Here is a 14235-nt window from a genome sequence, read left to right on the forward strand (position 1 = left end):
TAAAAAGTTATTTCCGAAAATTATTTTTGAGCTTTAGAGGGCTCAAAAATTTTTCAGAATAACTTTTTAACTTACACAGTTAGTGAGACGCTACCAATTTTATTTTGTATCACTTCATTTCTAAGTGTATTATTCTCACTGCTATCAAGAAACGAAGGTGAGAATCCAATTACTAATATAGGTTTTCCTTTTAATTTTTATCATCAATTTTGGTTGAAAAACAATGATTTACATTGGGGGTGGAGTTTTAAAAATTTAATTTTCAATTATGTTATTTAATTAATTATAATTTTTGGGATTTACCTAATTAAAAATCGAAAGTAGAATTAAATATTCTGAATAAGTTATCAGAAAAAATCCGCTGTGAGGCGGATTTTCTAATTTCTATTTTCTTCTTTTCAATTCTTTCTGTATTAATCCTAATTCTCGTCCCGTTTGTCCGGCAACAGAAGTATTTTCCTGCGCACGTCTTGTCAAATATGGAACAACATCTTTTACAGGCCCATACGGAAGGTATTTTGCGACGTTATAATGTTGATTGGCTAAGTAATAAGTAATGTTATCACTCATCCCATAAAGCTGTCCAAAATAGATATGTGGATTATCGTGTTCTAATCCTTTGGTTTTCATTTTGTCCATCACCAATTCGGATGACTTCTCGTTATGTGTTCCGAAAAATGCAGAAACCTTGTCCAGATGTCCCATTACAAAATCGATTCCGGCATTGTAATTATCATCAGTTGCTTGTTTATTCGGCTGGATTGGGTCTGGATAATTTTGCTCTTCGGATCTCTTTCTTTCCTTCTCCATATATGCACCACGAACAATCTTATAACCAATGAAATAACCTTTTTCTCTCGCTCTTTCCAGATGAGCATTCATATATTCCAAACGACCGGTTCTGTACATTTGGATGGTGTTCCAAACGATGGCTTTTTCCTTATTATACTTTTCCATCATTTCTTCGCAAAGCTGGTCAGCCGCATCCTGCATCCAGGTTTCTTCCGCATCGACCATCACTTTCTTATCACTTTCATAACAAAGTTGACAAACTTCATCAAAACGAGTGACTACTCTATTCCACTCTTCTTTCTGACTGGTTGTGAGTTCTTTTCCTTTTCCAACTTCTTCATAGATATCAATTCTCCCAAAAGCTGTTGGTTTGAAAACAATAAATGGAATCGCAGGATTTCCTACAGAAAATCTCACAATATCCTTAATTTCCTTACATACAGCATCAAAAACTTCTTCCTCTTCCTTCCCTTCAATCGAGTAATCGAAAATACTTCCAACGCCGCGTTTGAACATCTGTTTTACCACTTTCATACTTTCTTCTCGGGTTTCGCCTCCGCAAAACTGTTCAAACAAAGTCTGCTTCACAATCCCGTCCACAAACGGAAAATTGTTTCTAACGGTAAAATTGAGAAGAGAAACACCAATATTGGTCAATGCAGGCTGTTCAATCGCCTTGAACATCCAATAGGCTTTTTTGAGCTGAGCATCCGTTTTATCGGCAAATGCGAGCTTTGTATCATTGAAAATACTCATATCCAGAATTTGGTCTCAAATGTAAATATTATTTCGATTTTTGAATGACTTTTGAAGCTAAAATTTGTCATCCTTTTTTTATTTTTAAATACAACTTTTTTAGATATTAAAATTTAAAAATTGCTTTATAAAATTAATACATACAGTGTTCTGGGACATCAATGCGTCAGATTTAATAAAAATATTGCCTTTTTGATAGAAAGAATTACTGTTTCCGGGCTTATATTTGTAATTTGTATCTTTGCAGCGATGAAATTGAAGATTATGTTTCTGGAACAAAAGATTCTTTGCACCAACAAGTTAATTGTTCTGTTGATGGTTGTTTGTGCGAATTTTTTGTGGTCACAGAAGCAGTCGGAAAATGAAGATATTTTTGAAAATGCAGCCGGAAATCTTTATACTCATCCGGAAAAAACTATTACCGTTTCCGAATACCTTTCCATCAACCCCGGTTCCAACGAGGAACGTTTCAAAGCGTTGAATCTGAAAGCCGAAGCGCTGATCTTACAGGGAAATTACATTCTTGCACTCAACGCACTTCTGGAATCTTTTCATCTCAATTCCGACAGTGGTGATACTACAACACTTTCCAGGACTAATCTTATTTTAAGTGAGCTTTACAGAAAGTTGGGAATCATCCCAAAAGCTGAGGAAAGATTAAGTCTAGTTGCGAAAAGTCTCAATAATGATCCTGCTGATAATCCGGAAAAAGCCAGTCTTTATATTGATTTTTTTACAGCAAAATCTTCATTACTACTTGAGCAAAAAAAATATGAGGAAGCAATAAAAGCTATCGATATTAAATTTCTTGAAAGATATTCTCATCAATTTCCATATCAGGTCTCCAAATCTTACCTTCAATTAGCACGCATTTACGGGTCAGCTCAGCAATGGAAAAACGCTTCAGTATATGCTGGAAAAGCATTGCAATTGTCTCAGGAATCTGGGTTGGGAGAAAATTATAACGCTTATGCCGAGCTGGAAATTTCAAAAGCCGATTTTACTCAGAAAAACAGGCAGAAATATCTTAGTGAGATCCCGCAACTTCTTATTCTTTCGGAAAAAGTTAACGATATTGTTCTAAAGAAAAACATTCATCAGTTTCTAGCCGATTATTACCGCTCGGAAGGTGATAACAACAAATATCAATTCCATAATCTTAAGTATCTTGAACTGTCAGAAACCATTACCACTGCTCAGCAAAAAGCCAGCGACTTGATTCTTTCGCTGACAGAAAATGATCTTAAAACTAAAGATGACCAGCGTTATAAAACCAATCATATTTTGATCTGGGTTATCGGTTTTGCGATAGTGATTCTTGGTTTGGTATTCTGGTTTCGGCTCAGGACAAAGCAGAATTACAATAATTACAAGGAATATATCAGCAAGCTGAAAAACAAGCAGCAAGAGTCTCAAATGCTTGTTCCGAAATCTGAATCTGTAGAAGAAGTTTCTAAAACACCACAGTTTATCCCTGAAAAAACAGAACAGATTCTATTGGAAAAACTCCTGGCTTTTGAAAACGGAACAGATTTTACCAAGAAAAGTCTGACGCTCCAATCTCTCGCCAAAGACCTTGATACCAACACAAGATATCTTTCAGAAATTGTTAATAAGCATAAACAAAAGAATTTCAACGCTTACATTAATGAGCTCAGAATCAATTACATCATCAACAAACTCCGTAATGAATCTGCTTTCCTGAATTACAAAATTAGCTATCTTGCAGAGGAAAGTGGATTTTCGTCGCACACTTCGTTTTCGACTGTGTTCAAAACGGTTACAGGAATTCCGCCAAAAGAATTTATCAGTTTTATCAAAAAAGAAGTTTCCTTAGCCGATTGATTATGAAAAGCCTTCTCCAAAAAATAAACAAATTTATTATAGTCTGCATTTTTCTTTTTATTGTTGATTATCAGATAGTATCGGCGCAAAAGACAGCGCAACCCCACCTGGATTCTCTATTTCTGATGATGAACTCGAACCCGGATAAGGTGATAAAGCTGGGGACAGAGCTTTATAAAAAATACAAAGGAAATCCAAAAATGGAAATTTCTATTCTCACCATTATCGGTAGCAGCTATTCTATAAAAAAGGAATATGAAAAAGCTATTGAATATGCGTTTAAAACAAGAGAAATTTCCCAGAAAATCAATGATTATCCTACGCAGATTCAGGTGGCGGGTTTCATTGGTGAAAAATATCATAATCTTAATATCTACAGCAAAGCCAAATATTACGCAGACGAAGCTTATGAACTGATAGAAAAACATCCTCTACCCGACGATTTGAAGTTCTATAAAGGCAACATTTTGTATTTGAAAGCCTTAATTTACCGAGATGAATTGGGATGCGATTTCGCAGAAACCTATTACAACCAAGCGCTTGAAGTTTATATATCAGCGTTGAAAAATCGAGAAATGCTTCGGTTTTCGATAGCAGATCTGTATAACGAAATCGCTAGCTGCTTTTTGGAAGAAAATAAGCTGGCAGCAGCGAAAGAATCCTATGATAAATCATTGTATTATGCTGTGAATGGTGACTATGATTTACTGAATGCAGAAAGCATTGCCGGACTTGGCAGGATTTATTATCTTCAAAAAAATCACGGAGCAGCCAAACGGGAATTTGATAAAGCTATCAGCATTTTAAACTCAAAAAAAATAGAGAATGCGAATCCGGAAGTCTATAAATACATCTCTGAAAACTATTACGCCCTTGGTGATATAGAAAATTACACATCTTATCTCAACCTTTACAAGCAAAAAACCAATACAGATATCAGTGCCAAAAAAAAATCGGTAAACGGAATTATCGTAAAAAAAACAGCTGAGGAAAATTCCGATGACGATAACAGCAGCAAATACTGGATCATCTCCATTCTTGCGATTCTGATTGTTTTAATTATTTACCAGATCGTCCAGACCAAAGTCAAAATTGCAAAACTGAAAAAGCAAATTTCAAAAGACGATAATACTTTTTCCTGATCACAAAAATCGCAATGTTCTTTCAAAAACACTGAATATTTCTTCATTTTTAAAGCATAACAATAGGAATCATCAGGCTTCTGCTCTATGTTTGTTGAAAAATGAAATATATATGAACAAAGCATTAACTTTTTTTTCTTTGCTCTGTTTTCTATTCACCTTTGGACAAACGGATCCGGTATCGCTTCCGTATTCCAATGGTTTTGAAACAGCAGCAGAACAAAACTATTGGTACAAAATGATGTCAGGTCCTGGAACTCCCTGGGAATTTTCTGATGAAACCAGTACGATTTATGGTCCTTCACAAGGCCAGTATTATGCAAGAGCCCAGAGCGACTTCGAAAATGGAGGAGCAGCGTGGCTCATTTCGAAAGGAATCAATATCGAAGCCGGTCACACTATTGCATTGGATTTCGATTACCGATCCAGTCTTAATACTCTTTTTCCGGTTAAATTAAAAGTTGTACTGAAACAACAACCAATTCCGGTTCTTGACAATTCGACAGAATTATGGGTTAACGAGAATATTCAGATCAGTACTTACCAGAATGCGCACAAGACATTCGAAGTTTCTGAAACCGGTACTTATTATCTGGCTTTTTACTTTTATCCGGATCCCAATATGGGATATATTAGTTTGGATAATATTAATCTATATGAAGAGTTATGCCCAAAACCCGTAAATGTAAAAGCAATTCCTGGACAGACTACAGCAAACATTTCCTGGGAAAGTGCTTCAACGCCGGGTGCAGGATTTGAATATGTAATTAAAACACCAGGTTCAGGCATTCCTACTGGGTCAGGTATTCCGGTACAAGGTCTGTCAACAACTGCTGAAGATTTGCAGCCAGCAACCCAATATGAATTGTATGTAAGATCTGTCTGCACAGCAGGTTCACTTTATGGAAAATGGTCCAGTCCTGTTACTTTTAAAACCTATCCTGCCACAACAGCAGCTCCAGTGAATTTGCCATATAATGAAAGTTTTGAAGGCGATAGCCGTTGGACACTCCTTGAGCCAACAGTTGGAAAGCCTTGGGTAAAAGGTGATTTTGATTCAGGTCCCGGAGGTCTGTATGGCCCATCTGACGGGAAAAACTATTTAATGCACGATGACAGCGAAAATGTTTCCGACGCTTGGGTAATCTCCAGAGGAATTAATCTTCCTGCGGGTAAGGAAATTACTTTACAGTTTGATTACAGATCCAGCCAGGACGAGTATTATCCACAAAAAATGAAAGTGGTTGTAAGCAAAGACCCGTTCCCTTCTGCAAACTCCGTCGAGATCTGGAATAATGATTTTATCCAAAGTACGACTTACAACACTGCTAATGTAACATTTACTGTCCCGGATAATGGCGTTTATTACTTAGGTTATCAGGCCTATTCCGACGCTAATTATGGCTTTGTTATGTTTGACAATGTAAAAGTTTCTGATAAAGAATCTTCTCCCTGCGAATATATTCTTCGTCTGAAGGATGCGGAAGGCGACGGATGGAATAATAACACCATGAATCTTTACGTTAACGGAGATGCTGTTTTTACAGATCTTACATTACCAATCGGAGATGTATTGGATTTTCCTTTCAAAATCAATTCCGGCGATGCCATTACTACTGTTTGGAACGGTGGAAGCCACAGTGGGTTTGAAACAAGCTACGAGATCCTGGATTCCAACGGCAATATTGTGGGAAGCGAAACTGAGCAAAGTATCAGCATACCAATTATCGCTTCCTGCCCTAACTGTGCAAAACCATCCAACCTAAAAGCCAACTATGGACAGACAACTGTAGATCTGACTTGGGATTTTCTTACACAATCCGCCACCAGTTACGAATATGTTGTACAACCAGCCGGTACGGGTACACCATCTTCCGGAACTACCATCAATAATGTGCAGGCTCATGTAGAAGATCTGGCACCAGAAACGAATTATGAAGCTTATGTAAGATCAAGCTGCGCAGAAAATGAATTTAGCTCTTGGGCAGGACCTATATATTTTAAGACTTTACCGAATCCTGGGACAGCGGTTAATTTACCTTATAAGTATGGCTTTGAGACAGATGACCAATGGATCACTCAATCTATAACAAGAAATAATCAATGGGAGATTAATTCAACTTATCCTGTTGAAGGAGAATTTCACGCAATTCAAAATTTCAATTATTATTTTGATGCTAATTCCTGGTTCTTCTCAAGAGGTCTGAATTTACAAGGCGGAAAGGAGATTCTTATCAAATTCAAATACAGATCTTTAGGAAACAATGTTCCGTTGAGCTTCAGTATTGCCGATAAAGCTTATGCATTTGTTCAAAAAAACAATATCATCTGGAGCAAAAATGTGAGCAATGAGAAGTATGATGAGGCGATCTTATCGTTCACGCCATCCAGTTCAGGGGTTTATTATTTAGGATTTAATTCCCTGGCAGCCAAAGGAACATCAGCCCTGATTGATGATGTTCAGGTTTACCTTGTCGGCTTGCCGGATCCACCTCAATGTGAATATACTTGTCCTGAAAATATGACAGTCTACACAAATCCAGGGAATATCGGTGCAGTTGTTGACTACAACCTGACTTTTGCTTGTGATGGTAATTCTAACGGCGTTTTTTCAGTGTTAGCACAAGGTTTACCTTCAGGCGCCATTTTCCCTGTTGGAGAAACGACTGTCAAACATAACCTGATTTTCAACGGACAGGTGATTGATACTTGCAGCTTTGTGGTAAAGGTTGAAGAGAGGCTTGGAACTGCGGATAATAGCAAAGATCAAGAACTTCAATATTATCCAAATCCTGTAGTTGATAACCTGACGGTGAAGATGAATGGTGATACGATTGAGAATATTGCGGTATATAATTTTGCAGGAAGTATGGTTAAATCAGAACAACCTAAAGCAAAAACAGCTAATATCGATATGAGAAATTTACCTTCCGGAGTTTATATTGTGAATATCAGAACAGCGTCCAATGTAAAATCATTCAAGGTGATTAAAAAATAAGAAAGAACTAATAACCATAAAAATAAACCCCAACTGAATTACAGTTGGGGTTATTTTTTATAAATGAATTGAAAATTCAATAGTTTATCAATGCAAGAAATGTCTCATTCCTGTAAATAACATTGGTATTTTGTGTTCGTTTGCCGCTTCGATAGAATCATTATCTTTCATACTTCCACCCGGCTGAATAATCGCTTTGATACCTTCCTGTGCACAGAAATCCACCACGTCTCTGAAAGGGAAGAACGCATCCGAAGCCAAAACCAATTCACCATCGAATTTCGATTTTGCTCTTTCAATTGCTTGTTGTGTTGCCCAGATTCTGTTCACTTGTCCACCACCTATTCCGATGGCCTGAACGCCATTTGAAACCACGATTGCGTTTGATTTCACATATTTAACAACTCTTTGAGAGAACAGCAAAGCTTTTCTTTGTTCTTCCGTCGGAGCCGTTTCTGTCATCAATTTGATATCTTCTGAGAATTGGTCGTCTGCATTCTGAACCAGCATTCCGCCATCTATTTTTACCCAAACCTGTTTATCAGTAACATTGTTTTTGATTTTAATGATTCTAAGGTTTTTCTTTTTTCTCAGAATTTCCAAAGCATCTTCATCAAAATCTGTCGCCATTACAATCTCTAGGAATGTTTTGTTTAATTCCTCTGCTGTTGCTGCATCTACTTTATAATTCATTCCAATGATTCCTCCAAAGATAGAAATCGGGTCACATTCAAAAGTTTTGGTGTAAGTTTCCAAAGCGGAAGTTCCAACGGCAACACCGCAAGGCGTAGAGTGTTTTACCGCACAACAAGCTAATTCTTCTTTGAACTCGTTAACCACTTTCCAGCATAAATCCATATCACGAAGATTATTGAAAGACAATTCTTTACCTCCCAAAATCTCAAAATCTTTCATCGCACCATTTTCGAAAGTCGAAGTGTAATAAGCTGCAGACTGATGAGGATTTTCGCCATATCTCAAGTCAGAAACCTTTTTGTAAGAAGCGTTTAAGTAAGTTGGATATTCTTCGTCCAAAAGCATACTGGAAATCGCTGCATCGTAAGCAGAAGTCAGGTTGAATACTTTTCCTGCTAATTTCTTTCTTGTTTCGATGGTTGAATCTCCGTTTACTGACATTTCATTTTGAACAACTTCGTAATCATTAACATCTGTCAAAACTGTCACAGAATTGAAATTCTTAGCTGCAGAACGCAACATAGAAGGCCCACCAATATCGATGAATTCTACTTTTTCATCAAGAGAAATATCTTTGTTTACGTTTTCAAAAAACGGATAAAGATTCACAATCACCATATCAATCAGCCCGATTTCGTACTCCTGAACTGTTTTCATATGTTCTTCGTTGGAACGAACTGCCAACAATCCGCCGTGAACTTTTGGATGAAGCGTTTTCACTCTACCGTCCAGCATCTCTGGAAAATCGGTTACTTCATCAATCTGAATTGGATTAAGTCCGGCATCTTTCAGATGTTTGAAAGTGCCGCCTGTGGAAATCAATTCGTAATTGTTAGCTTCCAAAAATTTGGCAAAATTTACCAAACCGCTTTTATCAGATACGCTGATAAGTGCTCTCTTTTTACTCATTTTTTCTTTCAAATTTTACTTTTTACAGTTTTATTCAAACTGTGATTTACCGGTTCTTTCACCTCCGGATTTACTTTTTATTTACTTTAGATTTTATCTTTTATTAATTAAAGTTAATTTTAATTAAAACTCATAAATCATTATATTAAAATAATTTACGAATTAAAATATTATTTTCACTTTAATTAAATCAATTCTGTTTATTAAGAACCAAATCAATGGCTTTTGGGAAAATATCATATTCAGTCTGATGAACTTTTTGAGCTAATGTTTCAGCTGTATCATTTTCATTCACCTCAAATTTTCCCTGCAGAATTATCTCGCCTTCATCGATTCCTGAAGTCACAAAATGAACGGTTGCTCCACTTTCTTTTTCGCCGGCTTCAATCACAGCATTGTGAACGTGATGTCCCCACATTCCTTTTCCACCAAATTTTGGCAGCAGTGCCGGATGAATATTAATAATTTTACCTTCCCATTTTTGACAGAACTCAGGTTTTAAAATGGATAGAAAACCTGCCAAGACAATCAAATCTGTATTTTCCGGAATTGCTTTTTCTAAGTTTTCAGAAAAATCTTTTCCTCGTTTGATCAATAAGTTCGGAATGTTATGTTTTTCTGCTCTTTCCAATCCGAAGCATTCTCTGTCTGCAATCACTAGATTCACTTTTGCATTTCGGATTTCGCCGTTGTCAATACAGTCTATGATTCTTTGAAGATTGGTTCCTGAACCTGAAATTAAAATGGTAATATTTTTCATAATCTAACCACAACGACACAAAAGGATTCACAAGGCTCGCAAAACAATTGTGTTCTTTGCGCAATGGCTTTGCGACTTTGTGTTTTTAATATAATTTAATTTTCTCAGAATCTTCTGTTATTTCCCCAATTTCGTAAGCATCTTCCAAAAGGTCAAGGATTTTGTCAACGTGATTCTCGTCGGTTACCAAAACCATTCCCACACCCATATTGAAAGTTCCGTGCATTTCTTTTCTATCGATGTTTCCTCGTTTTTCTAATTCTAACATCACCGTCGGAACTTTAATTTTGGATTCATCAATGCTTGCGCAAAGTCCTTCCGGAATGATTCTCGGAACATTCTCGTACAGCCCGCCTCCTGTGATATGCGCAATTCCGTAAACCGGAACTTCTTCCAGAACCTTGTGAATGTCTTTGTAGTATAATCTTGTGGGAACAAGCAAAGTTTCATACAATGGTTTCCCTTCGAATTCTTCTTCAAAATTTGGAAAGATCTTTCTTACCAAAGAAAACCCATTGGAATGAAACCCAGAACTTGGAATTGCAATGATTTTGTTACCTTTTCTGATTTTGGAACCGTCTATAATCTGGTCTTTCTCTACAATTCCTACACAAAATCCAGCAACATCGTAATCTCCTGGTTGATACATTCCTGGCATCTCAGCCGTTTCGCCACCAATTAATGCGCAGTTATTATCCTTGCAGGCATTCACCATTCCAAGAACGATTTCCGCAGCAATGTCAGAATCCAATTTTCCGCAAGCCAGATAATCCAGGAAAAATAATGGTTTTGCACCGTGACAAAGGATATCATTGGCACACATTGCAAAACAATCGATACCGATAGAATCATATTTTTTAGAATCTAAAGCGACTTTCAGTTTTGTTCCAACACCGTCTGTTCCGGAAACCAGAACAGGATTTTTATAACCAGCGATTTCGTAAAATGCACCGAAGCTTCCAAGATTATTAAGAACATTTTTGTTGTGGGTCTCAGCAACAGCAGATTTGATTTTGTCAACGGTTTTGTAACCTTCTTCCTTATCTACACCGGCTGATTTATAGGTATTGCTCATTTTACTTTCAGAATTGCAATTCTTTCGATTCCTTCAGGCTTTTGAAAACCTGAAAGAATCTTGGAATTCATTAGATTTATTTCAAACTTACTTTTTCAATTTTATCAAATAAAAAAGCCGACAATCTTAGAGATAGTCGGCCGTTATTTTAGTTCACAAGTTCGGAGGTGTTTGTGTAATTCTTTTTGCAAGAATTAAAATACTGTTGGAAATGAACTTGTGGGATTTTCATCTGATTAATTTCATTTTTCTTTGATGACAAAGTTAAGCATTCTTAACATTAATATCCAAAATGTTATCCAAAAAAGTTTTTAACAGCAGATAATTTCTCCTGAAACTCAGCATTCTTTTCTTCATCTACAATACCTTTCTCAATATCAAAAGTCTCTTTGAACTTAGGCAAATAGAAACTTTGAAGCACATTTGCACCACTAGATTTAGCTCTTTGTTCGAATGCAGCTACTACATGTCTTCCACCGCCAGGACCTGTTGCAGTTGCCAAAAGAAAAACAGGCTTCTCTCCAAAATGTTTTCTGTCCTTTATTCTGGAAACCCAATCGAACACATTTTTGAAAGCCACAGTATATGAGCTGTTATGCTCTGCCAAAGCAATAATCAACAAATCAGCTGCATCAATTTTCTCAGCAAACCTCAACGCCAGAGTTGGAATTCCGTCGTGCTTTTCTCTGTCAACACTGAAGATTGGCATTTCGTAATCATTCAAATCAAGAACTTCTACTTCAGCGCCATTGAATTGTTTTGCTGTGTATTCTGCTAATATTTTGTTGATGGATGCTCTGGAATTGCTTCCTGCAAAAGCTAATATTTTCATTCGTTTAAATTTTAAAGCGTCAAATGTAGAGACTTTAAACCAAAAATGGATTGATGTAGGTTAGTTTTATAACAAAAAAATTGAGCATCTGATGCTCAATTTTCAACATAACTTTGTCAAATTATTTTATTTAGCTGCAGCTTTGGCTTTTTCAGACTCCATCAAGTGATGTTCCAATGTTGGAACCGTTTTATTGGCAAAAGATTTAAGCGAAGATTCCGTTCCTTTAGACGCTTCTTCTTTGAATTCTGCAATATCTTTTTTATGATCGCTGACCATCAGATCCGTATAAGCACGATCGAAGTCTGCTCCTTTTTTAGCTTTCAGATCATCATATTTTTTCTGTTTGTCTGCATCCAGACTTGTTGGTAAAGTATAGCCTGCTGTGGATGCCCATTGCTTCAGCTCATCATTTGCTTTGCTGTGATCTTTTACCATCATTGCTCCGAGAGATTTTACTTCAGCACTGTTGGCGTTTGTTGAAGCCAGCTGCCCCATCATCACTTCCATCATTCCGCCTCTTGCAGCAGCGTCAGCAAATTTTTTGTCCTGAGCGCTTAGGTTAGCAGTCACACTGCTGTTGGTTCCTGTAGCGGCAGAATCTGCGGGCATCATTGTGCTATCATTGCCAACAGTTGCAGAATCATTAGTCATCATTGCTGTGCTGTCACCTGTGGTGTTCATAGTTGTCGTGTCACTTTTCTTGCAGGCTACCAGAGCTGCAACAGCCAGAAGGCTTAGGATTGAATTTTTCATAACAATATTATTTAGTGTGTGTAATGTGTTTGACTTAACAATTTGTCTGCCAAATAATTAGTTAGACCAAGTATTATGAACTCTATTCGTCTTTCAATCTGTGATAAAAAGGGAGAGAAACAAATTTGAGCTGCTTCTCTCCCGAAAGAATATAATCAATTTGTGGATTATCAGAAAAGAGGACATTGCTGCCCTCCTTATCAAAAAATCTAATACTATGAACTAGATTTCTTTGAAAATTTCACATCAAAGTATTTGCCAAAATTATCATAATCCTGAATTAAATTTGACTTATACAATTTATAACCAGTCTAATAAGGATTTACAAACTGATTAATATGATCAAATATCAATCCTACTCAACATGAAATATCTTTATCAAATAATTATTAAACTAACTTCTAAACAATCAAATTGTTATTCAAATTGATTTATGGTCTTAAAATTGATATTGAATCTCAAATACAATTTACTATTTGATTTAATTAATACCTCTTGCGCTATGATATTTGATAAAAACTACCTTAAACCAAGTAACGACAGCTCATACTTCGTTTACCAAGAAGAGCAGGAAAACACCAATTTCATCAACCCTTATAATGATAATCCTTATATGATCAGCTCTCTGCAAAAACTCAAAAAACGAATGACCTGCAAAAAGAAACAGTCTATCGTTAATGAATGTCTCAATGATTATAAAGATCATATAGTAGAACATCCTCAGATTAATCATGCTTTTGAAACAGAAGATATCAAGCCTCCTAAGGCATCCTTTGCAGAATATGCCAGATCCTCTTACCAAAAGGTTCTGAAAGACCTGGAAAACATCCAGAAACTTATTGATAAATTGAGTATCAATGAAGTAAGACTATAAAACAATTAAATAAATATTAGTTAATAGATCAAGAAAACCCGGAAGCAAATACTTCCGGGTTTTTCGTATCATAGTAATTCTGATTAAAGATTCTGGTCTTCGTGTTTACCTTCTTTGATCTCTTCCACCATTTTTGCATTGAAAGCTGGCAGATCTTCCGGAGTTCGGCTTGTTACCAGACCATTATCTACAACCACTTCACTATCTTCCCAAACTGCGCCGGCATTTTTGAGATCGGTACTGATAGAGTTGACAGAAGTCATTTTCCTGCCTTCTACGGCACCAGCATTGATGAGAAGCTGCGGACCGTGACAAATGGCAGCGACAGGCTTATGCTGTTTGAAAAAATCCTGAACAAAGGATATAGCCTTGTCATTAGTCCTCAATTGATCCGGATTGATAACGCCGCCCGGAAGTACCAACGCATCGTAATCAGATGCTGAGACCTGATCCAAGGTTTTATCTACTTCATAATCTCGTCCCCAATCTTTTTCTGCCCACGCCTTAATGGTTCCAGATTTTGGGCTGATAATATGAGTAATCCATCCCATTTGTTGCAGGTAATCTTTTGGAGATTTCAATTCGCTTTCTTCGAAGCCATCTGTTGCGAGTATTGCAATTTGCTTTGACATAATAAATATTTTTTGTGATTAATATGGTCACAGTAAGGAAAATATTATGCCGACGAAACCATTAGAATTATAAAACTTTGTTAAAGGTAGAGTGAGTCGGGTTACAAGTTGCGAGGTTTATGTTTAAAAAATCTTTAAGATTAGAAATTGACAACTGCATTATGGCTA

The 14235-nt window shown here is 36.6% G+C and carries 11 protein-coding genes; 4 read left to right on the plus strand and 7 right to left on the minus strand.

Annotated elements, in window-relative coordinates; all coding sequences use genetic code 11:
- Positions 1-384 precede the first annotated feature (384 nt).
- A complete protein-coding gene (locus tag BXY58_RS15225) occupies positions 385-1548 on the minus strand; it encodes a proline dehydrogenase family protein (RefSeq protein ID WP_120214731.1) in 1164 nt (387 codons plus the stop codon).
- A 192-nt stretch (positions 1549-1740) separates the two neighbouring features.
- Here BXY58_RS15225 and BXY58_RS15230 point away from each other — a divergent pair, with 192 nt between their 5' ends.
- From BXY58_RS15230 to BXY58_RS15240, 3 genes are all read left to right on the plus strand, one after another.
- Positions 1741-3393, plus strand: coding sequence for a response regulator transcription factor (locus BXY58_RS15230; RefSeq protein ID WP_147366859.1), 1653 nt, complete (start codon positions 1741-1743; stop codon positions 3391-3393).
- Between the two features lie 125 nt (positions 3394-3518).
- A complete protein-coding gene (locus BXY58_RS15235; protein ID WP_147366860.1) occupies positions 3519-4535 on the plus strand; it encodes a tetratricopeptide repeat protein in 1017 nt (338 codons plus the stop codon).
- Positions 4536-4647: 112 nt separating this feature from the next.
- Positions 4648-7533, plus strand: coding sequence for a T9SS-dependent choice-of-anchor J family protein (locus BXY58_RS15240; RefSeq protein ID WP_120214734.1), 2886 nt, complete (start codon positions 4648-4650; stop codon positions 7531-7533).
- An 87-nt stretch (positions 7534-7620) separates the two neighbouring features.
- Here the strand turns inward: BXY58_RS15240 and purH are convergent, their stop codons facing one another.
- The 5 genes from purH to BXY58_RS15265 form a co-directional block, all read right to left on the minus strand.
- Entirely contained in the window at positions 7621-9138 is a 1518-nt protein-coding gene (purH, locus tag BXY58_RS15245) for a bifunctional phosphoribosylaminoimidazolecarboxamide formyltransferase/IMP cyclohydrolase (RefSeq protein WP_120214844.1), read from the minus strand.
- 190 nt (positions 9139-9328) lie between these two features.
- Entirely contained in the window at positions 9329-9898 is a 570-nt protein-coding gene (purN, locus tag BXY58_RS15250) for a phosphoribosylglycinamide formyltransferase (RefSeq protein ID WP_120214735.1), read from the minus strand.
- 85 nt (positions 9899-9983) lie between these two features.
- Positions 9984-10973, minus strand: a complete 990-nt coding sequence (gene purM, locus BXY58_RS15255; protein ID WP_120214736.1) for a phosphoribosylformylglycinamidine cyclo-ligase — start codon at positions 10971-10973, stop codon at positions 9984-9986.
- A gap of 295 nt (positions 10974-11268) precedes the next feature.
- Positions 11269-11805 (minus strand): NADPH-dependent FMN reductase, encoded by a 537-nt coding sequence (locus BXY58_RS15260; RefSeq protein ID WP_120214737.1) that lies wholly within the window; start codon positions 11803-11805, stop codon positions 11269-11271.
- A gap of 126 nt (positions 11806-11931) precedes the next feature.
- Positions 11932-12561 (minus strand): DUF4142 domain-containing protein, encoded by a 630-nt coding sequence (locus BXY58_RS15265; protein ID WP_120214738.1) that lies wholly within the window; start codon positions 12559-12561, stop codon positions 11932-11934.
- A 502-nt stretch (positions 12562-13063) separates the two neighbouring features.
- Between BXY58_RS15265 and BXY58_RS15270 the strand changes: the two genes are divergently transcribed.
- Positions 13064-13435, plus strand: a complete 372-nt coding sequence (locus BXY58_RS15270; protein WP_120214739.1) for a hypothetical protein — start codon at positions 13064-13066, stop codon at positions 13433-13435.
- Positions 13436-13518: 83 nt separating this feature from the next.
- Here the strand turns inward: BXY58_RS15270 and BXY58_RS15275 are convergent, their stop codons facing one another.
- Positions 13519-14067 carry a type 1 glutamine amidotransferase domain-containing protein gene (locus tag BXY58_RS15275; protein WP_120214740.1) on the minus strand — a complete coding sequence of 183 codons (549 nt, stop codon included), beginning with the start codon at positions 14065-14067 and terminating at the stop codon, positions 13519-13521.
- Positions 14068-14235 lie beyond the last annotated feature (168 nt).

The organism is Epilithonimonas arachidiradicis (assembly GCF_003610695.1).
In the GTDB taxonomy this organism is placed as follows: domain Bacteria; phylum Bacteroidota; class Bacteroidia; order Flavobacteriales; family Weeksellaceae; genus Epilithonimonas; species Epilithonimonas arachidiradicis.